This is a genomic window from Pseudorhodoferax aquiterrae, assembly GCF_014652235.1.
Lineage (GTDB): Bacteria > Pseudomonadota > Gammaproteobacteria > Burkholderiales > Burkholderiaceae_C > Pseudorhodoferax > Pseudorhodoferax aquiterrae.
In genome coordinates, this window is sequence record NZ_BMYK01000002.1 from 58,841 (window position 1) to 80,209 (window position 21,369).

Consider the following 21,369-nt stretch of genomic DNA (forward strand, 5'->3'; position numbering starts at 1 on the left):
CACCCACCATGAAGAACCCCTTCACCGATCTGTTCGGCGAGGCCACACGGCTGACACAAGGCGGCCAGTTGCACGCGGCCACCGAGTTGATCCAGAGGACCTTGCGCGAAGCCGGGCTGGGCGGCCCGGCCGCCCCGCCGCCGCAACCTCCCGACGACATGGTCATCGACGCCGAAAGCCGCGTCGTGCCCGACGGCACCCCGCCGCCCTCTCCAGGCCCATCGGCGTCCCCGGCCGCGCCGGAGCAATGGCTGCGCGGCAGCTTCGCCCACCGCGGCCGCACGCTGGACTACCGACTCTACGTGCCGCCGACCGCGGCCGGACCTGCGCCCGCGCCACGGCCGCTGGTCGTCATGCTGCACGGCTGTACCCAGGATGCGCAGGACTTCGCGACCGGCACCCGCATGAACGCGCTGGCGCGCGAGGCCGGCGTGCTGGTGCTCTATCCCGAGCAACCGCAGCAGGCCAACGCGCACCGCTGCTGGAACTGGTTCAAGGCCCAGCACCAGCGGCGCGACCGGGGCGAGCCCGATCTGCTGGCTGCGCTGACGCGCAAGATCGCTGCCGAACACGCGGTCGACGCGTCGCGCATCTACGTTGCGGGCCTATCGGCAGGTGGGGCCATGGCCGACATCCTGGGGCACAGCCACCCCGATGTGTTCGCGGCCATCGGTGTGCACTCGGGCCTGCCGCAGGGGGTTGCCTCTGACCTGCCGGCCGCGCTGGCCGCCATGCGCAGCGGGCCCGCGACCCCAGCCGCGGGCAAGCCCCAAGGCCTTCCTGCCATCGTGTTCCATGGCGACGCCGATAGCACCGTGCACCCTGCGAACGGGGCGGCCCTTGCCGCAGCGGCGGCCCGCGCGCAGGGCGATGGACAAGCCGAGACCACCCGGGGCCGCGCGCCCGGCGGCCAGTCCTTCACACGCACGGTCCACCGCACGCCGGACGGCCGCTCGGTCGTGGAGCATTGGGTGGTCCACGGCCTGGGCCATGCCTGGTCGGGCGGCAGTGCGCAGGGCAGCCACACGGCACCGGGCGGCGTGGATGCCAGCGCCGAGATGCTGCGCTTCTTCCTGTCGCACAGGCGTCCATAGACGCCACGGGGCGGCTGCGCGCGGCCTAGAATTGCGCGGCGCCGGCCTCTGCGGCCGGCGCAAAGCGTTCTCAGGGCGGGGTGCAATTCCCCACCGGCGGTGATGGCGGGGCAACCCGCACAAGCCCGCGAGCGCCTCGCACCGCACGGTGCGAGGGTCAGCAGATCCGGTGCCAATCCGGAGCCGACGGTCACAGTCCGGATGAAAGAGAGCGCGATCGCGGGTTTCCGCGCGCGTCCGCCATGGCCGCGCGCGGGCCATGCGCTCGTGCGCCCTGATTCAGGCCAACCTTGTTCCAAGGAAACACCATGAGTCAGCTCAACGACCTTCCTCTCTCCTCCCACAGCGGCAGCGAACAGCGCCGCATCGCCTTCGTCGAGGCACAGTGGCATGCCGACATCGTGCACCAGGCGCGCGACGCCTTCCTGGCCGAGATGGAGCGCCAGGGCGTGCCGCGCGCGCGCATCGACGTGCTCGACGTGCCCGGCGCCTTCGAGATCCCGCTGCACGCCAAGCGCCTGGCCCAGTCGGGCCGCTACGCCGCCGTGGTCTGCTGCGCGCTGGTCGTCGACGGCGGCATCTACCGCCATGAGTTCGTGGCCAACACCGTGGTCAGCCGCCTGATGGACCTGCAGCTCGAGACGGGCGTGCCCATGATCTCGGCCGTGCTGACGCCGCACCATTTCCACGAGCATGTGGAGCACCGCAAGTACTTCCACCAGCATTTCGCGGTGAAAGGCACGGAGGCGGCGCAGGCCTGCGTGCAAACCATCGCGGGCCTGCAGCGCCTGGACGCGCTGCTCGCCGGCTAACGTCGCAGCAGCTCGGGCAGGGCGGACGCCAGGGCCGCCATGCCCGCTACCGTCAGCCGCCCCAGCACGGGGCGGCGGAAGGCGCCTCGGACACTCAGGCCGGCGCCAGGGCCGTGCGCCGCACGCGGCCCACGTTGAACGCGCTGGCGATCATGACCGCCTGCACCACGGCCAGGCCGATGAAGATGCTGCGGTACTGGTGCTGGTCCATGAGCGTGCCGAAGATCAAGGGCGCGATGGCCTGGCCGATGTCCAGGCCCGAATACACCACACCGTAGACGCGGCCGCTGGCATTGGCCGGCGTGGCGCGCTTGACGATCATGTCGCGCGAGGGCCCGGCGATGCCGGCGCCCAGGCCCATCAGGCCGAACAGCACCGGCACCATCCAGGCGGGCGGGTGCGCCAGGCCCAGCGCCAGCGCGATGCAGGCCGCAAAGCCGAAGCCCAGCGCCACCAGCTTCTCACAGCGCGTGGGGTCAGCCACCAGGAAGCCGCCCGCCACCATGGCCAGCGCGCTGCAGACCATGTAGACCGTCAGGCACAGCGCAGCCTGCGCCACGGGCACGGCATGCAGCTCGCGCGCAGCGCCGGGCGCGAACACCTGCACGATGCCCAGCACCACGGCATAGAAGAAGAAGAAACCGAAGCACATCCAGACCGCCGGGATGCGCAGGAAGCCGAAGCTGCTGTCGGCCGCACCGCCGCCCGCCTTGGCCGGCGCCGCGGGCAGCGCCAGCTTGTCGCGGTTCAGCAGCAGCAGCGCCAGCACCGCGAACGCGAAGAGGCCGGCGCAGACCAGCGCCACGCGCCAGGAGGTCGCGATCGTGATCGGCACCAGCATGGCCGGCGCCACCGCCCAGCCCAGGCTGCCCGTGATGCCGTGCACGCTGTAGCCGTGGCCCAGCCGCGCGGCGCTGACCTTGCGGTTCAGCAGCGTGTAGTCGACCGGATGGAACACCCCGTTGCCGATGCCGGCCACGATGGAAAACGCGGCCAGCATCCAGTAGTGCGTGCTCAGCGAATAGCCGAAAGCCGCCAGCCCCAGCAGCGCCAGCCCGCCGAACAGCACGGGCCGCGGGCCGAAGCGGTCGACCACGAAGCCCGAGGCCGCCTGCACCGCGCAGGAGGTCACGAAGAACAGCGTCATCAGGAAGCCGAGCTCGGCATAGCCCACGCCGAAGTCGTCCTTGAGCCAGGGGAACAGCGGCGCCAGCAGCAGCTGGCTGAAGTGGCTGACCAGGTGGGCGATGCCGACCAGGCCGATCACGTGCGCGTCTTGTCTCAGGCTCACCCGGCCCGCCGGCAGGGAGTCCGCTGTTGTCGTCGTCATGGGGCCGGATGCTACGCCTGCAGAAATGCGACGAAAGGACAGAGTTCGTCGAATACCGGACAATCCGCGCCATGGCCCAGCGACATCCCCGCCTGGAACCGGTGGGCGACACCCATCCCTTCACACCCGATGCGGCACGCCCGGTCCGCGTGCGCGCGCGCACCATGCCGGCCGACACCCACTTCGAGCCGCACCGCCATCCCTGGGCCCAGCTGGCCTTCTGCGCCACCGGCACGCTGCGCGTGCGCGCGTTGCCCGAAGGCGATGAAAGCGAGCGGCGCGAGGAGCTGACCTACATCGTGCCGCCCTCGCGCGCGGTCTGGATCGCGCCGGGCCAGCTGCACTGCATCGACGTGCTGGAAGCGGCCGAATTCCGCACGCTGTACCTGCACGCCAGCCTCACACCCGCCGGCTGGAGCGGCAGCCGCATGATCGTGGCCTCGCCGCTGCTGCGCGAATGCGTGCAGGGGCTGGACGCCCAGCCGCTGCGGCCGGCGCGCGAAGCCTTGCTGATGCAGCTCGTGCACGACGAGATCACCCATGCCGACCCGCAGGCCCTGGCCGTGCCCATGCCGCATGCGCAGCTGGGCGACAAGCGCCTGCGCGCGCTGTGCGAGGCCGTGGTGCGGGCGCCCGCCGCGCGCACCACCCTGGCCGCATGGGCGGCCGACGTGGGCGCCAGCGAGCGCACCATCGCGCGGCTGTTCCAGGCCGAGCTGGGCACGAGCTACCAGCAGTGGCGCCAGCAGGCGGCACTGGCCCACGCGCTGCCGCTGCTGGTCCAGGGCGCCTCGGTCGCCCAGGTGGCAGCCGCCACGGGCTACGCGAGCGACAGCGCGTTCTCGGCCATGTTCAAGGCCGCCATGGGCCAGCCGCCGAGCAGCTTCCAGGGCCGCTGATGCGCCGATCCATCGCTTTTCCGACTGGAAAACGATGAACTTAAATCGCTTTTGGATCAGCCGGCTTGCTCCCAGAATCGCGGTCGACCTGCCCATCCACCCGACCGAGGCCCCGACATGAAGCACTTTTTCTCCCTGACGATCGCCATGGCGGCCGCCCTGGCCTGCGGCCATGCAGCCGCGCAGTCCGACACGCTGGCCAAGATCAAGTCCAGCGGCGCCATCACCATCGGCGCACGCGACAGCCAGATCCCGTTCTCCTACAAGCCCACGGGCAGCGGCGATCCGACCGGCTTCACGAACGACATCTGCCTGAAGATCGTCGATGCGGTCAAGGCCCAGCTCGCGTTGCCCAAGCTCGAGGTGCGCTACATGATCCTGACCTCGACCAACCGCATTCCGCTGCTCAACAACGGCTCGGTCGACCTGGACTGCGCCACCACCACCAACACCGTGCAGCGTCAGCAGCAGGTGGCCTTCGCGCCCAGCCACTTCGTGACCAGCATCACGGCGGCCGTCAAGAAGAACTCGGGCATCCACAGCTTCGCCGACCTGAACGGCAAGACCGTCTCCACCGTGGCCGGCAGCACCGGTGTGCAGCTGCTCCGCGCGTACAAGCGCTCGGGCAACATCGAGGTGCAGGACCTCGCGGCCAAGGACACGGCGGACGGCTTCCTCATGATGGCCTCGGGCCGCACTGCGGCCTACATCCTGGACGACGTGCAGCTGGCCGGGTTCATCGCCACCGCGCCCAACCCGGAGGAGTTCAAGATCCTCACGCAGGAATCGCTGCGCCAGGAACCCTACGGCATCATGTACCGCAAGGACGACCCGGCCTTCAAGGCGCTGGTCGACAAGACCGTGACCGAGATCATGACCTCGGGCGCGATCAACGAGATCTACGCCAAGTGGTTCCTGCGGCCGATTCCGCCGAGCAACGCCAACCTGAACTTCCCGATGACCGACGCGGTCAAGGAAATCTACAAGAACCCCAACAGCAACGGCGTCTGATCAGTCGCCCTGGAACATGCGCGAGAAGTCGCAGCTCTCCTGAGCCAGCATGACGACCGAAGCCAGCAGCGAACTGCGGTGCTCGCCCTTGTACATCGCCACGTAGGGCACGGACGGCAGCGCCGGCGTCACGTCCAGCACCGCGAGCAGGCCGCTCTGCACCATGGGCGCGACGGCCTCGCGCGGCAGGTAGCTCACGCCCAGGCCCGAGATCGTCAGGCCCATCAGCGCCACGAGGTTGTGGACCACGATGGGCCTGGCCGGCTGCACGCCCAGGTTCCTCATCCAGCTGTCGTAGAGCAGGCCCGTGCCCGAGCGCGACCCCTGCAGCAGCAGTTGGTGCTGGGCCAGTTCGTGCAAACGGATGCGCCGGCCGGCCTCGACCAGGCCGGGCTTGCACATCCAGGCGCTCTCGACCGTGCCGACCCGCTTGCTCGGGATGCGCGTGTCGGCGAAGGCATCGGGCACGACCACCAGGTCGAGCTCGTCGGCCAGCACCTTCTCGCGCAGGTTCACGCTGCTGTCCACGTCGGGCTCCAGCGTGACCCGCGGGTAGTGCACCTGCATCAGTTCGACCCAGCGCGGCAGCCAGGTCATGGCGGTGAGCTCGGTCACGCCGATGCGCACGCGGCGCGCGACCACCTCGGCCCGGCCGAACTGCTCGATGGCCGCGTTGCGCTGGTCCAAGAGGCCCTTGGCCAGCAGGAACATCTCCTCGCCCTTGTCGGTAAGCCGGGCCGAGCGCTGGCTGCGGTCGAACAACGCGGTGTCGAAGGCCTGCTCGAGTTCGTGCACGCGCTTGGACACGGCCGACTGCGAGGTGTGCAGCTTCTGCGCCGCCAGCGCGAAGCTGCCGAGCTCGCCGATCCAGTACAGCGCCTCGAGTTGCTTGAAGGTCATCATGGCCCAGCGCTCATCCATCACTTTGACTCAACCGATCCTACCCATGACCGCCTCCAAAGGTGAACTGTTTCCCGACGCGCTGCAGGCGCAGATCAAGGCCCGCTTCCTGCACGTGGACCACGACATCACGGGCCGCGAGCGGCTGTTCTTCGACAACGCGGGTGGCTCGTTCCGGCTCAAGGCAGCGGTCGAGCAGTTCGCGCGCATCGACGCCGTGCCCGACAACCCCGAGCGCATCCACGAAACCGCGGTGTTCCTGCAGCAGGTGCAGGCAAAAGGCACGCAGGATCTGCGCACCGTGCTCAACGCCGAGGGCGGCAGCGTCTATGCCGCGCTGACGGCTTCGGGCGCCATGTTCGACATGGTGCGCGCCATCGCCGAGAACGTGGCCGGCAGCAACATGGTCACCACCGTGCTGGAGCACCCCTCCTCGTTCGACGCCATGCAGCTGTACGCCCAGCGCACCGGCCGCGAACTGCGCGTGGCGCCGTCCAACCCGGTCACGGGCGGCATCGACGTGGACGCGATCTGCCGCCTCGTCGACGCCGACACCGCGCTGCTCAGCGTGATCTACGCCTCGAACATCTCGGGCGCCAAGCTGGACATCGCCGAGATCGTGCGGCGCGCGCGCGCGATCAAACCGGACCTCTACATCGTCGTCGATGCCGTGCAGCACGCGCCGCACGGCCTGATCGATCTGGCGAAGACGCCGGTGGACGGCATCAACATCGCGCCCTACAAGTTCTTCGGCTGCCGCGGCTCGGGCCTGGCCTGGCTGTCGGACCGCGCCGCCCTGTTGCCGCACCACAAGCTTGCAGCCAAGAAGCCCGACTTCTGGGACCTGGGGAGCGCCGCGCCCTGGCAATTCGCGGTCATGAGCGAGATCGTCGACTACGTCGCCTGGCTGGGTGCGCAGTCCGGCGCAGCGGGCGACCGGCGCGCGCTGTTCGTGCGCGGCATCGAGAAGATCGAACTGCACGAGCGCGCGCTGCTGCACCGTCTGCTCGAAGGCAGTGCGTCTGCGCCGGGCCTGCGCCGCCAGCGCGGCGTGCAGGTGTTCCTGGACCACGAGGACCTGAGCCGGCGCGACCTGATTCTGGCCATCGGCATCGCCGGCCTGGAGCATGCGCAGGCCGTGCGCGAGTACGAGCAGCGCGGCGTGGTGGTCTACGAGCGCGTGGCCACCAGCCTGTACTCCAAGCGCATGCTGGAGTCGTTCGGGCTGGCCGGCGCCGTGCGCGTGTCGCCGCTGCACTGCCACGGCACGGCCGACGTGGACCGCTTCCTGCGCACCACGCAGGAGATCGCCGCGGCCTTCGCCTGAATCAGGCCGCCAGCGCCACCCCGCCCGCAAGCCGTTCGGCGACGGTGGCGCGCACGGCGGCGGGCGCCTCCTGCAGCAGCGCCGGCCAGTCGGCCTGGGCCTGGCGCACCAGCTGGCGCGCGATGCGCAGCAGGTTGGGCACGCGCAGCAGGCGGGCGGCCTTGAGCATGGCCTCCAGCTGGTCCCAGCCGAAGGCGCGCAGGCGCGCGTCGATGGCGCGGTTGACGGCGTAGTCGTTCGGGCCGACCTCGGCGAACAGCGCGCTCACGCAGACCGGGTCGTACAGCGGCGCCAGCACGGGCTGGTGCGCGTCGGGGTACAGCAGCGCCCAGTTCTTGAGGTGGGCGTCGGTGTTGCCCATCAGGACGAAGGCAACGAAGCGCCCCAGAAACTCGCGCACGTCGGCCACTGGCCGGGCCGAGTAGCGGTCCAGCACCTGCAGCATGGTGGCGTAGTCGCGCACCATCTCGCGGCCGTACTTGTGCTGCGGCGGGTACTGCAGGGCCTGGGCGAATTCCTCCATGTGGATGCGCTGCCCTTCGGGCCCGCGGTCGAAGCGCGGCACGGCCAGGATCTGCGCGAAGGGAACCTGCTCGGGCAGTTCGGCATCGGTGCGCGAGATCATGCGGGCCTGGGCGCAGGACAGGCCCAGTGCCTCGCACAGCCGGTAGCCCGCCATCTCGTTGGCCACCAGCTCGGGGTGCCGCGCGGTCGGCAGCTTGAGGATGAAGGCACCGGCCTGGCCATGCCGGCGCACGACGTAGCGCCGGCCATCCTGCACGGCCGAGAACTTGGTCACCACGCCGGGCAAGGCCGCCGCGTCCTCCACCGGCTCCTCGACGAAGCCGGGCTCCAGCACGTCCAGGCCCAGCGCCGTGTGCCAGTGGCGCACCACGTCGGGGATGCCCTCGCGCGCGGGCACGGGCTCGACCTCGATCGCGCCCATGAGGTCGTGGCCGGCCGCCGCCAGCAGTTCGAACTCGTCGTCAGGGCTGCAGCGGCGCTCGCGCGCCAGCCGCTCGCGGTTGTGGCCTTCGGGCAGCAGGTTGGCGAACCAGGGCGGCCAGCGCCCACCCAGCTGCACCAGGCGCGCATCGTGCGGCGCAGCGAGGATCGCGCGCGTGTCCTCCTCGCGCGCGCCGCGCAGCGCCAGCGACAGCGTCGGGCGCGCCGGGTCGGCGATGTAGTCGGCATCGAACGAGGCGCGCAGGATGTCGCCGTACTGCGAGAGGTAGCCGATCGCCCTGCGGCTGCGGTCCGGCAGGTGCAGGTGCATGCGCAGGTAGCGGATCGCGGTGCTCATGGATGGCCCCTTCGGCCTGCGGCCTGCCCTGCCGGGGAGAAGCGGGCTTGCCTGGGACGGGCCGGCGCTGCGCTCACCCGGGCGTCCCGTCGTGCTGGCGGCCGATGGCATCGACCACCGAGGGCGGCGCCCCGGCGCCGGCGGGTTGTGCCAGCAGGCGCCCCCCCGCACGCACGAAGGCCTCCAGCTCCGGCCGCAGCGCGGACGGCACGGCCAGCGCCTCCAGGCCGAGGACCCGCGCCATTTCGAGCAGCGAGGACAGGCGTGGATCGATGTCGCCGCTCTCGATGCGCTGGACCGTCATGCGCGACAGCCCGGCTGCCTCGGCCAGCGCGGCCTGCGTCATGCCCCGGCGCTTGCGGGCGTCTGCCAACTGGGCAACGATGCTCATTGAACTACTCTTTCTTGTCTGAAAGATTATTTATGATAGCTTAACTCCAGGATCGTGCGTCAGGAAATACGCTTTTCTTAAGAAAAGCATATTCCATGAATCATCTGCAGGCTTCCTAGTGGAAATGAAGGCGTCGCGACACAGCCCTGCCCGCCCTTGTCCTACAGGGTCGCGCGCCCTCGCAAGGTACACCTGAAGCCTGTCCCTTGTCCCACCACCACCATGAACGCCACGCGCTGGACCAGCGGCAACGAGTTGGAACTCCTGGAGAACGGCGAAGAGTTCTTCCCCCGCGTGTTCGACGCCATTGCCAACGCCCGCCAGGAAGTGGTGCTGGAAACCTTCATCCTGTTCGAGGACAAGGTCGGGCTGGCCTTGCACGAGGCCCTGCTCCAGGCCGCACGGCGCGGCGTGCAGATCGACGTGACCATCGACGGCTTCGGTTCGCCCGACCTGTCGGACCGCTTCATCGGCAGCCTGTGCGAGGCTGGCGTGCGCGTGCACGTGTTCGACCCGGGCCTGCGCATCTGGAAGTGGCGCACCAACATGCTGCGGCGCATGCACCGCAAGATCGTCGTCGTCGATGCCGAGGTGGCTTTCATCGGCGGCATCAACTACTCGGCCGACCATCTGATGGACTTCGGCCCGCAGGCCAAGCAGGACTACTCGGTGCGCATCCGCGGCCCGCTGGTCGGCGACATCCACCGCTTCGTGCACGCCATGCTGGCCGAAGGACTGCGCCACCAGCAGGGCGTGCGGCGCTGGTTCCGCCACCGGCCGCTGATGCGCCAACGTGCCCGGGCGCTGCCCCCGGCCGGCGACGCCCAGGCCATGCTGGTCACGCGCGACAACACGCGCCACACCAACGACATCGAGCGCTACTACCGGCTCGCCATCCGCGCCGCGCGCGAGCACGTGACGATCGCCAACGCCTACTTCTTCCCCGGCTACCGCCTGATCCGCGAACTGCGGCGCGCCGCGCAGCGCGGTGTGCAGGTGCGCCTGATCCTGCAGGGCGAGCCCGACATGCCCATCGTCAAGGTGGCGGCCCGCATGCTCTACCACCACCTCGTGCGCGGTGGCGTGCAGGTGTACGAATACTGCGAGCGCCCGCTGCACGGCAAGGTGGCCGTGGTGGACGACCGCTGGGCCACGGTCGGCTCCAGCAATCTCGACCCATTGAGCCTGGCGCTGAACCTGGAGGCCAACGTGCTGATCCACGACCGTGCGTTCAACCAGACCCTGCGCGCCCGGCTGGACCACCTGGTGGACAACGCCTGCACCCAGATCGACCGCGACACCATCGGCGAGCCGAGCGCCTGGCAATTGCTGCGCAGCTACGTGGTGTTCCACGTGCTGCGCCGCTACCCGGGCTGGCTGGGCGGCCTGCCGCGCCACACCCCCCGGCTCGTGCCCGCGCTGGAAACCGATGGCCTGGTCGAGGCCTGCCCCACGCCAGCGCGCGAGGGCGCGCCATGAGCGCGGTGGCGGCCGAGACGGCACCCCGCCGCCCCGCCCTGCGCGCGCGTGCCTGGTGGCCCTGGCTGCGCAAGGCGTTCTGGGCGGCCTTCTTCGCGCTGCTGGCCTACCTGCTCGTCAACCAGGCCCGCAACATCGCCTGGAACGAGGTGGCGCAGACGCTGCGCGACCTGCCCCTGCCCGTGCTGCTGGCCGCGGGTGGCCTGGCCTGCGCCAGCCACCTGCTGTACGCCACCTTCGATCTGCTCGGCCGCCGCGCCGTCGGCCACCGGCTGCCGGCGTCCCAGGTCATGCTGGTCACCTTCATCAGCTACGCCTTCAACCTCAACATGGGCGCGCTGGTGGGCGGCGTCGCGTCGCGCTACCGGCTGTACGGGCGGCTGGGGCTGGGCGAGATGCAGGTCACGCGCATCATGGCCCTCAGCATGGTCACCAACTGGCTGGGCTACCTGCTGCTGGGCGGCCTGGCCTTCGCGCTGTTTCCGCTGCCGCTGCCCAGCGAATGGGACATCAGCGATGCGGTGCTGCAGATCGCCGGGGCGCTGCTGGCCGCCGTGGCCCTGGGCTACGTGGCGGCCTGCGCTTTGCTGCGCCGGCGCAGGCTCACGCTGCGGGGCCAGACCTTCGCGCTGCCTTCGGGCCGCACGGCGCTGCTGCAGCTGGCCATGTCCTGCCTGAACTGGTCGCTGATTGCCGGCACCATCTTCGTGCTGCTGCAGGGCCAGTTGCCCTACGTGACCGTGCTCACCGTGCTGCTGCTGGCCGCCGTGGCCGGCGTGGTGACCCACGTGCCGGCAGGACTGGGCGTGCTCGAGGCGGTGTTCGTCGCGCTGCTGGGCACGCAGCTCGCGCCGGCCCAGCTGATCGGCACGCTGCTCGCTTACCGCGCGCTGTACTACCTGGCGCCACTGGCATTGGCCGTGCTCGCCTTCCTCGTCTTCGAGATCCGCCACAAGGACCGCACCCGCAACGCATGACCCAGGCCACCGACTTTTCCTTCGCTCCGCTGCTCGACGCCCGATCGTCGGCCTTGTTCCTGGACTTCGACGGCACCCTGGTGGAGCTGGCGCCCGAGCCCGACGCCATCGTGATCCCGCCCGACCTCGTGCCGCTGCTGGCCGGGCTGCGCGAACGTCTGGGCGGTGCGCTGGCCGTGGTCTCGGGCCGCGCCGTCGGCGCCATCGACACCTTTCTGCACCCGCTGGACCTGCCCGTGGCCGGCGTGCACGGCAGCGAGCGCCGCGCCGCCGATGGCAACCTGGTGCTGTTGCCCACGCCCTCGCTGGACACCGTGGAGCAGGCCGCCGCCAAGCTGCTGCACGACCACCCGGCCCTGGCCGTGGAGCCCAAGCGCGGCGCCGTGGCGCTGCACTACCGCCAGGCTCCGCAGCTGCAGGATCTGTGCCGGCGCACCATGGAAGCCGCCGTCGCGGCCTCGCCCGGGGTCACGCTGCTGCACGGCAAGATGGTCTTCGAGGCCAAGTCCTCGCTGGCCAACAAGGGCAAGGCGCTCGGTGCCTTCCTCGAGGAGGCGCCGTTCGCCGGCCGCAAACCCGTGTTCCTGGGCGACGACACCACCGACGAACCCGGTTTCCAGGTCGCGCAGCAGCTGGGCGGCACCGGCATCAAGGTCGGGCCCGGCGAAACGCTGGCACGGCACCGCATCGCCGGCCCCGCCGCGGTGCGCGCCGGCCTCGCCGCTTGGCTCGCCCTGTGAGATCCGCCCTCCATCCCAACGCCAGCCAAGAAAAGGAACAACGCGTGGCCCGTCTCGTGTGTATCTCCAACCGTGTCGCCGACCCCCGCAAGACCGAGGCCGGCGGTCTCGCCGTGGCCCTGTCCGGCGCACTGCAGGCCAACGGCGGCATGTGGTTCGGCTGGAGCGGCAAGATCCTGCCCGAGGACGGCGCCACGCCGGCCGATACGCCCGTGCACCAGCAGCAGGCCGGCAACGTCACGCTGGCCACGCTGGACCTGTCGCGGTGGGACCACGACGCCTACTACCTGGGCTACTCCAACGCCGTGCTGTGGCCCGTCTTCCACTACCGGCTGGACCTGGCGGACTTCGACACCGGCTACATCGATGGCTACCGCCGCGTGAACCAGCTGTTCGCGGCCAAGCTCATGCCGCTGCTCAAGGAAGACGACATCGTCTGGGTGCACGACTACCACCTGATCCCGCTGGCCAGCGAGCTGCGCGCCCTGGGCTGCCGCAACAAGATCGGCTTCTTCCTGCACATCCCGCTGCCGCCGGCGCAGATCTTCACGGCCATTCCGGCGCACGACTGGCTGGCCCAGGCCCTGTTCGCCTACGACCTGGTGGGGTTCCAGAGCGAGGCCGACCTGGAGCACTTCAACCGCTACGTGGCCACCGAGGCACGTGCCGAAGACCGCGACGGCGACGGCCGCCGTTGGCGCGCTTTCGGCCGCACGCTGCGCACGGCGGCTTTTCCGATCGGCATCGACGTGGCCGAGTTCGACGCCCTCACGCATGCACACGACGCCACCGAGATGTACCGCCGCATGCGCGAGGAGTATTCACGCCGCCAGTTGCTGGTCGGCGTGGACCGGCTGGACTACTCCAAGGGCTTGCCGCAGCGCCTGCGTGCCTTTCGCGAGTTGCTGCGCAGGCACCCGGACAACATCCGCCGCGCCACGCTCATCCAGATCGCCGCGCCCAGCCGCGAAGACGTGGACGCCTACGGCGACATCCTGCGCGAACTCGAAAGCCTGGCCGGCTCCATGAACGGCGACTTCGGCGAACTCGACTGGATCCCGGTGCGCTACATGCACCGCACCATGGCGCGCAAGCGCCTGCCCGGCCTGTACCGCGCCGCGCGCGTGGCCCTGGTCACGCCGCTGCGTGACGGCATGAACCTGGTGGCCAAGGAGTTCGTCGCGGCCCAGGACCCCGAAGACCCGGGCGTGCTGGTGCTGTCGCGCTTCGCCGGCGCGATGGAGCAGATGCGCGAGGGTGCGGTGCTGGTCAATCCCTACGACAGCCAGGCCACGGCCGACGCCATCCAGTTCGCGCTGCAGCTGCCCTTGGCCGAGCGCCGCCGCCGCCACCAGACCCTGATGGCCACGATCCGCCGCTGCGACGTGCATTGGTGGTGCCAGGCCTTCCTGGACGAGCTGGCCAGTGCCGACGCAGAGCAGACCGGGCCCGACTGGCTGCGCCTGTAAGGCGGCCTTTCTCCGCCAAGCTGCGGACGGCATGGTGCGGCGCCGCTTGACGCGCGCGCCCAGCCTTCCACAATCGCCGGCCAATGCAAGTCCCGGAATCCGGCTCCGCCCCTCTGGAAGCTGCCCAGCGGCGGCGCGGACCGGCAACGCTGCTGCGGCGCCGCACCCTGCGCGAATGGGCACTGTGGGTCCTGGTCTGGCTGCTCGTGCTCGCCCTGGCCTGGCATGCGAGCTGGCGTGCGCGCGAGCGCACCATCGCGCAGGACATGCTGCGCCTGCAGGGCCAGGCGCAGGCGGTCGAGATCCACCTCACGCGCCACCTGATCGCCATCAGCGCAGCGCTGGGGGGCGCGCGCCAGCTGCTGCCCCAGGAGCCGGCCGCCGTGCCTGCGGTTCCGCCCGCCCTGAAACTGCTGGTGGACGCCATGCCCGGCGTGCGCGGACTGCAGATCACCGACCGCGACGGCCGCGTGCTGGCCGCCAGCCAACCCGAGCTGACCGACCGGGACGTCAGCACCCGGGCCTACTTCAAGGCCGTACGCGACGGCGCCGATCCCAACACCTTGTATGTATCGCCTCCGTTTCGCTCCGTGCTGGGCAACTTCACGACCGCCCTGTCGCGCACACTGCACGATGCGGACGGCCGCTTCGCCGGGGTGATCAGCGCGTCCTTCGACGTGGACTACTTCGAGATCGTGTTGCGCGCCCTGCTCTACGCCGCCGATGCGCGCGCCACCATCGCGCACGGCGACGGCCCCATCATCGTGAGTTCGCCGCTGGAGGATGCGCAGATCGGCCTGGACCTGAACCAGCCGGACTCGCTGTTCCGCCTGCACATGCAGAGCGGCCGCATGCACAACCTGCTGCAGGGCCGCATGCTGGACCAGGACGAGCTGCGCATGGTGGCCCTGCGCGCCGTGGAACCGGCGGCGCTGGTGCTGGACCGCCCGCTCGTGGTGCACATGAGCCGGCGCACCGACGCCGTGCTGGCGCCTTGGCGGGCCGAGCTGCGCACCGAGGCGCTGCTGCTGGCGCTGACCATGGCCGTCAGCGCGGTCTGGCTGCGCTGGCACCAGGGCCGGCGCCAGCTGCAGGAGCGCACCGAGCGCAACGCCGCCCAGGCCGAACGCGAGAGCGCGCGCCGGCTCGAGTTCGGCCTGCGCGGCGCCGACCTGGGCCTGTGGGAATGGAACCTGGCGGAGGACACCATCACCGTCAACGCCCGCGAGATGGAGATGCTGGGCTACCCGCCCACCGACGAGCCCCTGCGGGCGGAGTTCTGGCGCGGGCTGCTGCATCCGGACGACCAGGCCGAGGCCGCGCAGGCGATCGCGGCCCATCTGCGCAACGAGACCCCGAGCTACCGGCTCGAGCACCGCTACCGCCACCGCGACGGCCACTGGGTATGGGTGCTGACCCATGCCATGGTGATGCAGCGCAACGCCCGCGGCAAGCCACTGCGCGTGGTCGGAACGCACCTGGACATCTCCGAGCGCAAGCGCTCGCAGCTCGAGCTCGAGCGCATGAATGCCCAGCTGGCCGCGCTGTCGCTGACCGACGGGCTCACCGGTGTGGCCAACCGCCGCCAGTTCGACCAGACCCTGGCCCTGGAATGGGCGCGCGGCCTGCGCAACCACCAGCCGCTGGCGCTGCTGATGCTCGATGTGGACCACTTCAAGCGCTACAACGACCATCTGGGCCACCCCGAGGGCGATGCCGCGCTGCGCGCCGTGGCCCAGGTGCTGTCGGCCTGCCTGCGCACGCCGGTGGAAAAGCTCATGCGCTACGGCGGCGAGGAGTTCGCGGTGCTGCTCATCGACGCCGATGCGCGGGCCGGCGCCCGTGTGGCGCAGCGCTGCCTGGATGCCATCGCCCAGGCCCGACTGCCGCATCCGGACTCGCCGCTGTCGCCCTGGATCAGCCTGAGCATCGGCGTCGCCAGCCTGGTGCCGCAGCCCGGGCATGTGCAGGAGCAGCTCGTGATGGCGGCCGACGCCGCGCTCTACCGCGCCAAGCAGCAGGGCCGCGCGCGCTACGAGCTGGCCACCGAGGACGACGCGCTCAAGCGCCCGACCGGCATGCAGCCGCTCACGCCGTGACCGCCGGCTGGCGCGCGTCCACCCAGTAGGCCGCCACGGGCAGCGCCTGCAGCGCATCGGCCAGCCGCAGCGGCCCGCGCGGCAGCCGGCGCTGCACATGGCCCATGAGTTCCAGCGCCGTCACGTCGCCCGCGCTGCCGCTCCAATCCTTGAAGGCCGGCGTCAGGTCCACGCTCGCATCGCCCCAGCAGGCCTCGCCCACGGGCGCCGCGTCGGCGCTTTTGAGCAAGCGCGCGAACAGGCGCGCCGCCAGCACCACGAGCAGACCCTGCGGCGTGCGCCGCGCATAGGCCACCACATGCTCGCGCGCGCGGCCGGTGCCGCGCAGCGGGATGTAGGCCCCGTCGCGCAGCAGGGCCGGATCTTCGCGGCGCAGCGCGAGCAGCCGCCAGGTGGCCCAGAGCTTGAGCCGGCCATCGGCAGGCGTGGCCGACATGCGTGCCAGCCCGGCCAGGCGGTCGGGCTCGGCGGCCAGCAGCAGCGCCTCGTGCGCGGCCAGCGTGCCCTGTCGCAAGGCATAGTCCACCGGGCGCCGGTTGTCGGGATCGACCAGGCTCAGGTCCTGCATCTCGTTGCCCTGGTAGATGTCGGGCACGCCGGGCGAGGTGAACTTGAGCACCACCATGGACAGGCTGTTGAGCGCGCCGAACCAGGCCAGCTGTTTCGCCAGCGCACGCAGATCGGACAGCGCCGGGTTGGGCGCCAGCCGGCCCAGCAGCCCGTCGATGAAGGCCTGCAGCGCCTGCTCGTACTCCTCGTCCGGCCGCACCCAGCTCGTGCGCAGCTTGGCCTCGCGCGCGGCCTTGGCCATGTACTGGCCCACGCGCGTGCGCAGCGTGGCCAGGGCGTCGGCGTCGATCTCCCCGTCCGGCAGCACACCCAGCAGCACCTGGTAGAGCAGCAGCTCGTCGTCGCGCGAGGGCGCCGTGCCGCCGGGCAGCTCGCGGCGCAGCGAGCGCGTGAGCTGGTGCCAGCGCATGAGGCCCAGGCGCCACAGCGCCGGCCGTTCGGACAGCACGGCGATGCGGTTGCGCACGTCTTCCGAACGCTTGTTGTCGTGCGTGGAGGTCGCCAGCATGGTGTGCGGCCAGCGCGCCGCGCGGTCGCTGCTGGCGCCGTGGAAGGCGGCCAGCGTGAGGCCCTGGGCGGTCGGGTCGCCGCCGACCTCGTTGAGCGAGACCAGCTGCAGGTAGCGGTAGAACACGCAGTCCTCCACGCCCTTGGCCGCCAGCGGCGCGCAGAACTGCTGGAAGCGCCAGGCGAAGCGCCGCACCGGCAGCAGCGCATCGGCGTCGCTGCCGGCCGCAGGTTCGCCCAGCAGGCAGGCACGCAGGAAGTCGAACACGCTGGTGTCGGCGATGGCCGTGCGCCGGCGCGCCTGGGCGATGGCCCAGTCGATGAACCGGCGGTCTTCCTCGCCCGCCGCCTCGACCACGTAGGTGCGGTAGACCGGCATGCCGGCGGCGGTCTCGGCCACTGCCGTGCGCAGCGTGGTGAAGCCGAAGTCGCGCGTGCGCCGGTTGGTGCCGGCGATGCGCTTGAGCTGCGTGACCAGCAGGTTGAGCTCGGCGCCCAGCGCGCCGTAGGCCACGGCGAGCTTGGCGTCGAACACCATGTCGTCCAGGCCGCCCTTGGCACCGGTGAAGCCGCGCCAGACGCGCTCCATGCGCGCAGCCTGGCTGCGGTCGCTGAACAGGCTGTTGAGCAATGCGCCGAAGCGGTAGCCCGTGGTGCCGTGCAGCCGCCAGTCCGCCGGCATGTCGGCATGGGCGGCGGTGATCTTCTCGGCCACGACGTAGAGGGGCAGCCCCTCGGCCGGCGCGGGCTCGTCGGGCCGCAGCTGGGCGCGCCTGCGCGCATGGCCGTCCTGCAGCCGCGCGAAGTACTGCGCCGGGTCGCGCAGCCCATCCGGGTGGTCGATGCGCAGGCCGTCGACGATGCCCGCGGCCGTGAGGTCCAGCGCCAGCGCGTGCGTGGCCTCGAACACCTCCTCGGCCTCCACGCGCAGCGCGGCCAGCTCGTTGATGTCGAAGAAGCGCCGGTAGTTGATCTCGTCGGCCGCGACGCGCCAAAAGCCCAGGCGCCAGGGCTGGGCCTCGAGCAGCGCATGCAGCCCGTCGTGGCCGGGCTGCTGGTTCAGGCGCTCCAGTGCGGCAACGATGGCCGGGCCGACGGGGCGGCGCTGCGCCAGCAGCTCCTGCAGACCCTGGCGCAGGCGGCCCGCGGCCGCCGCACGCTCGCGCGCACCGGCGGCGCCGCGGTCCTCGCGCGGCGGCATGGCGTCGGCGCGCTCGGCCAACGCCGTGAGGCCCTCGGCCGTGTCGGCGTCCTCGGCCTGGTCGGCGGCCAGGCGCAGCACCGCGCCCCAACTGGCCGGGTCGGTCGGAAAGCCGTGCTCGAAGTAGCGCAGCACGAAGCGCCCGCCCTCTTCCTCCCAAGCCAGCTGCAGCTGGCCCTGGTCCAGCACCTCGCCATAGGGCGCGCCCAGCACGGGCAGCAGCACCTTGCCGGCCATGGCCGCATCCATGGGACGCCAGTCGATGTCGAAGAAGCCGGCATAGGCCGAGGCCTGGCCGTGCGTGAGCACGTCGGACCACCAGGGGTTGTCGCTGCCGATCACGCCCATGTGGTTGGGCACGATGTCCAGCAGCAGCTGCAGGCCCAAGGCGCGCGCCGCCAGCGCGAAGCGCTCGAAGCCCTCGCGGCCGCCGAGCTCGGGGTTGATCTCGCGCGGGTCGGCCACGTCGTAGCCGTGCATGCTGCCCGGCCGCGCGCGCGTGATGGGCGAGCAATAGACATGGCTCACGCCCAGCGCTTGCAGATAGGGCAGGATGGCCTGGGCGGCGGCGAAGTCGAAGTCCTTGTGCAGTTGCAGGCGGTAGGTGGCGCGGGGAATGGAAGCGGTCATGGAGTGTGCAGGCTCACGCGGACGGACCAGGGCGGCAGATCCGCCCCGGCATGGGTGCTGTAGATGCGCTGGCCGGCGCTGGCCGGCGCCGCGAAGGGCTGGTCCTGCAGGTTGGCCTGCAGCTCCCAGCGGGCGCCGTCGGCCAGCGGCCACACGACGTGCACGAAGCCATCGGCGCCCAGCGAGCGCCCTCCATGCGGCGCGCCGGCCAGCCGCGGCACGAGGTGCGCGTGGCGCAGCGCGAGCAGCCGGCCCACGAACGCGAGGCGCTCGCGGTGCGGCGAGGTTTCCCGCTCGGACCAGCGCAGCTTGGAGGCGGCGAAGGTGGCCTCGGCATTCGGGTCGGGAATGCGCGCGCGCGCGGCCTCGTCGGCGAAGGCCGCGAAGCGCTGGAACTCGGCGCGCCGGCCCTGGCGCACGGCCTCGGCCAGCTCGCCGCCGAAGTCGCAGAAGAACAGGAAGGGCGTGGACGCCGCGAACTCCTCGCCCATGAACAGCATGGGGATGTGCGGCGCCAGCAGCACGCAGGCGTAGAGCGCCTCCAGCCTGTGCGCATCGGTGAGCCGGTCCAGGCGCTCGCCCAGCGCGCGGTTGCCGACCTGGTCGTGGTTCTGCAGGAAGGAGATGAAGGCCGTGGGCGGCAGCTGGCCGCTGGGCTCGCCGCGCGCCACGCCCAGGTGCGGCGACACCTGGCCCTGGTAGATGTAGCCCTCGGCCAGCGCGCGGCCCAGCAGCTGTGCGGGCGCCTGCGCGTAGTCGGCGTAGTAGCCGTCGGTCTCGCCGGTCAGCAGCACGTGGGCGGCGTTGTGCACGTCGTCGTTCCACTGCGCCGTGGCCGCGCCTGCCGGCCGCAAGCGCTGGGCCTGGTTGTGCTCGTTCTCCAGCACGAGGTGCACCTGGCGCGCGCGGCCGGGACCCTGCGCGATGGCCTGGGCGATCTCCTCGACGATGGGCAGGGCCGAGTCGTCGCGGATCTGGTGCACGGCATCCAGCCGCAGGCCGTCGGCGTGGAACTCCTCGATCCAGTACAGCGCGTTGGCCACCATGAAACCCCGCACGGCCGCGTTGTGCTCGCCGTCGTAATTGATGGCGGCGCCCCAGGGGGTCTGGTGGGCGGGGTTGAAGAACTGCGGGCAGTAGCCGTGCAGGTAGTTGCCGTCGGGACCGAAGTGGTTGTAGACCACGTCGACGAGCACCATGAGGCCCAGCCCATGGGCACGGTCGACCAGCGCGCGCAGGTCGTCGGGCGTGCCGAAGCTGCTCTCGGGCGCGAACAGCAGCACCCCGTCGTAGCCCCAGTTGCGCCCGCCCGGCGTGTCCGCGAGCGGCATCAGTTCGATGGCCGTGACGCCCAGGGCCGCCAGTTCGGCCAGCCGCTCGGCCGCGGCCGCGAACGTGCCCTCGGGCGTGAAGGCACCCACGTGCAGCTCGTAGATCACCGCTTCGTGCCAGGGCCGGCCGCGCCAGGCGGCGTCCTGCCAGACGTAGGCCCTGGGATCGACCACCGCGCTGGCGCCATGCACGTCGTCGGGGTTGGACCGCGAGGCCGGGTCCGGCACCGGCATGCCGCCGTCGAAGCGGTAACGGTAGCGCGTGCCGGCGCCGGCCGCGGGAACCACCGCCTCATGCCAGCCATCGGCCAACGCCTGCATGGCATGGGCGCCGCCGGGCTCCAGCAGCACCTCGGCCTGGCGCGCGCCAGGCGCCCACACACGGAACCGCACCCCGCCCGCGGCCAGGACCTGCGCACCGAAGTCCATGTCAGTTTCCCATTGCGCAGGCGCGCCACCCGCAGGGCACTGAGCCGGCGCGCAAGCAAAGGTTCGGAAGGCCGCGGAGCAGGCCATGCCAGCGCAGCCGCGGAACTGGCTCTGCCAGGCCGCCGGGTGCGCCCCCTGGAGGGGGGATGGGACTTCCACACGAAGTGAGAAGTCCAAACGGGGGTGGTCTCATTTGCGGGGGTCGTCCTTGGACGGCCACCAGCGTTCGAGCTGGGCCGCAGCCCAGTCCTTGCCACCCAGGCCGAAGGCCAGCGCCAGCGCCAGCACCACGCCGCCCAGGATCAGCAGGAAGGCGTCGCGCACGATGCTGCCGCCCACGCCCATCTGGTCCAGCGCGATCATGACCACGAAGGCCAGGATGGCGTAGTAGGCGATGCGGCCCAGGGCCTGGCCGTCGCGCATGCCCACGCCCTTGCAGTAGGTGGCCACCGCATTGGACAAAAAGCGCGCGAAATAGGCGCCGAAGGCCAGCACCAGCAAGGCCACGATCAGCTGCGGCACGAACAGCATCACGCGGCTCAGCAGCTCGGTCACGTGGGTGAGACCCAGGCCGTTGAAGGCCACGATCAGCGCGGCCAGGATCACCACCCAGTAGGCCAGCACGCCCAGCACACCGATGGTGTCGATGTGCGTGCCGCCCTGCTGCAAAAAGCCGTCCAGGCCCGCGCGCTTGGTCACGATGTGGAAGTTGATCGCGCGCAGGCCTTTCTCCACCGCGAAGCGCACGGCCTTGGCCACGAGGAAACCGGCCACCAGCACGAGCAGCGCGATGGCCAGGCGCGGCAGAAAGGCGCCGGTCTGGATCAGAAACGCCCGCACGGGCTCCAGCATCACATTGATTTGTTCCAT

At 70.9% G+C, this 21,369-nt stretch carries 17 protein-coding genes and 1 riboswitch; of the genes, 10 read left to right on the forward strand and 7 right to left on the reverse strand.

The genetic code is table 11. The features are described 5' to 3' along the window. Window positions 1–8 precede the first annotated feature (8 nt). Together IE209_RS02975 and IE209_RS02980 are read left to right on the forward strand one after the other, a co-directional pair. Window positions 9–1,094, forward strand: coding sequence for an extracellular catalytic domain type 1 short-chain-length polyhydroxyalkanoate depolymerase (locus IE209_RS02975; protein WP_189685544.1), 1,086 nt, complete (start codon window positions 9–11; stop codon window positions 1,092–1,094). A gap of 62 nt (window positions 1,095–1,156) precedes the next feature. Further along, window positions 1,157–1,311, forward strand: a riboswitch (FMN riboswitch). A gap of 91 nt (window positions 1,312–1,402) precedes the next feature. Further along, the gene (locus tag IE209_RS02980) at window positions 1,403–1,906 is read left to right on the forward strand and encodes a 6,7-dimethyl-8-ribityllumazine synthase (protein ID WP_189685545.1); all 504 of its coding nucleotides are present in this window, start codon (window positions 1,403–1,405) and stop codon (window positions 1,904–1,906) included. Between the two features lie 94 nt (window positions 1,907–2,000). Here IE209_RS02980 and IE209_RS02985 read toward each other — a convergent pair whose 3' ends face one another. Beyond that, entirely contained in the window at window positions 2,001–3,236 is a 1,236-nt protein-coding gene (locus IE209_RS02985; RefSeq protein WP_189685546.1) for an MFS transporter, read from the reverse strand. 71 nt (window positions 3,237–3,307) lie between these two features. Between IE209_RS02985 and IE209_RS02990 the strand changes: the two genes are divergently transcribed. Both IE209_RS02990 and IE209_RS02995 read left to right on the forward strand, forming a co-directional pair. After that, window positions 3,308–4,135 (forward strand): AraC family transcriptional regulator, encoded by an 828-nt coding sequence (locus IE209_RS02990; RefSeq protein WP_189685547.1) that lies wholly within the window; start codon window positions 3,308–3,310, stop codon window positions 4,133–4,135. 117 nt (window positions 4,136–4,252) lie between these two features. Continuing rightward, window positions 4,253–5,146 carry an amino acid ABC transporter substrate-binding protein gene (locus tag IE209_RS02995; protein ID WP_189685548.1) on the forward strand — a complete coding sequence of 298 codons (894 nt, stop codon included), beginning with the start codon at window positions 4,253–4,255 and terminating at the stop codon, window positions 5,144–5,146. Here the strand turns inward: IE209_RS02995 and IE209_RS03000 are convergent, their stop codons facing one another. Further along, entirely contained in the window at window positions 5,147–6,046 is a 900-nt protein-coding gene (locus tag IE209_RS03000; protein ID WP_189685902.1) for a LysR family transcriptional regulator, read from the reverse strand. A gap of 46 nt (window positions 6,047–6,092) precedes the next feature. Between IE209_RS03000 and IE209_RS03005 the strand changes: the two genes are divergently transcribed. Beyond that, window positions 6,093–7,373: an aminotransferase class V-fold PLP-dependent enzyme gene (locus IE209_RS03005; RefSeq protein ID WP_189685549.1), complete on the forward strand. Its 1,281-nt coding sequence runs from the start codon at window positions 6,093–6,095 to the stop codon at window positions 7,371–7,373. Window position 7,374: 1 nt separating this feature from the next. Here IE209_RS03005 and IE209_RS03010 read toward each other — a convergent pair whose 3' ends face one another. Both IE209_RS03010 and IE209_RS03015 read right to left on the reverse strand, forming a co-directional pair. Further along, window positions 7,375–8,676 carry a type II toxin-antitoxin system HipA family toxin gene (locus IE209_RS03010; RefSeq protein ID WP_189685550.1) on the reverse strand — a complete coding sequence of 434 codons (1,302 nt, stop codon included), beginning with the start codon at window positions 8,674–8,676 and terminating at the stop codon, window positions 7,375–7,377. Window positions 8,677–8,749: 73 nt separating this feature from the next. After that, on the reverse strand, window positions 8,750–9,067 hold the full coding sequence (locus IE209_RS03015; RefSeq protein WP_189685551.1) for a helix-turn-helix transcriptional regulator: 318 nt from the start codon (window positions 9,065–9,067) through the stop codon (window positions 8,750–8,752). A gap of 222 nt (window positions 9,068–9,289) precedes the next feature. Between IE209_RS03015 and clsB the strand changes: the two genes are divergently transcribed. The 5 genes from clsB to IE209_RS03040 all read left to right on the forward strand — a co-directional run bounded on the left by clsB (window position 9,290) and on the right by IE209_RS03040 (window position 15,831). Beyond that, entirely contained in the window at window positions 9,290–10,546 is a 1,257-nt protein-coding gene (clsB, locus tag IE209_RS03020) for a cardiolipin synthase ClsB (protein WP_189685552.1), read from the forward strand. Further along, the gene (locus IE209_RS03025; protein WP_189685553.1) at window positions 10,543–11,523 is read left to right on the forward strand and encodes a lysylphosphatidylglycerol synthase domain-containing protein; all 981 of its coding nucleotides are present in this window, start codon (window positions 10,543–10,545) and stop codon (window positions 11,521–11,523) included. Before clsB ends, IE209_RS03025 begins: the two co-directional genes overlap by 4 nt. Further along, on the forward strand, window positions 11,520–12,263 hold the full coding sequence (otsB, locus tag IE209_RS03030; protein WP_189685554.1) for a trehalose-phosphatase: 744 nt from the start codon (window positions 11,520–11,522) through the stop codon (window positions 12,261–12,263). The genes IE209_RS03025 and otsB overlap by 4 nt, the downstream gene beginning before the upstream one ends. A gap of 44 nt (window positions 12,264–12,307) precedes the next feature. Continuing rightward, window positions 12,308–13,732 carry an alpha,alpha-trehalose-phosphate synthase (UDP-forming) gene (locus IE209_RS03035; protein ID WP_189685555.1) on the forward strand — a complete coding sequence of 475 codons (1,425 nt, stop codon included), beginning with the start codon at window positions 12,308–12,310 and terminating at the stop codon, window positions 13,730–13,732. A gap of 83 nt (window positions 13,733–13,815) precedes the next feature. Beyond that, a complete protein-coding gene (locus IE209_RS03040) occupies window positions 13,816–15,831 on the forward strand; it encodes a sensor domain-containing diguanylate cyclase (protein ID WP_189685556.1) in 2,016 nt (671 codons plus the stop codon). On the opposite strand, the gene treY is transcribed toward IE209_RS03040, so the two are convergent. The 3 genes from treY to IE209_RS03055 all read right to left on the reverse strand — a co-directional run bounded on the left by treY (window position 15,821) and on the right by IE209_RS03055 (window position 21,369). Then, window positions 15,821–18,739, reverse strand: a complete 2,919-nt coding sequence (gene treY, locus IE209_RS03045; RefSeq protein WP_189685557.1) for a malto-oligosyltrehalose synthase — start codon at window positions 18,737–18,739, stop codon at window positions 15,821–15,823. The genes IE209_RS03040 and treY overlap by 11 nt on opposite strands. Next, on the reverse strand, window positions 18,736–20,499 hold the full coding sequence (gene treZ, locus IE209_RS03050; protein ID WP_189685558.1) for a malto-oligosyltrehalose trehalohydrolase: 1,764 nt from the start codon (window positions 20,497–20,499) through the stop codon (window positions 18,736–18,738). Before treZ ends, treY begins: the two co-directional genes overlap by 4 nt. A gap of 189 nt (window positions 20,500–20,688) precedes the next feature. Further along, the gene (locus IE209_RS03055) at window positions 20,689–21,369 is read right to left on the reverse strand and encodes a mechanosensitive ion channel family protein (RefSeq protein ID WP_189685559.1); all 681 of its coding nucleotides are present in this window, start codon (window positions 21,367–21,369) and stop codon (window positions 20,689–20,691) included.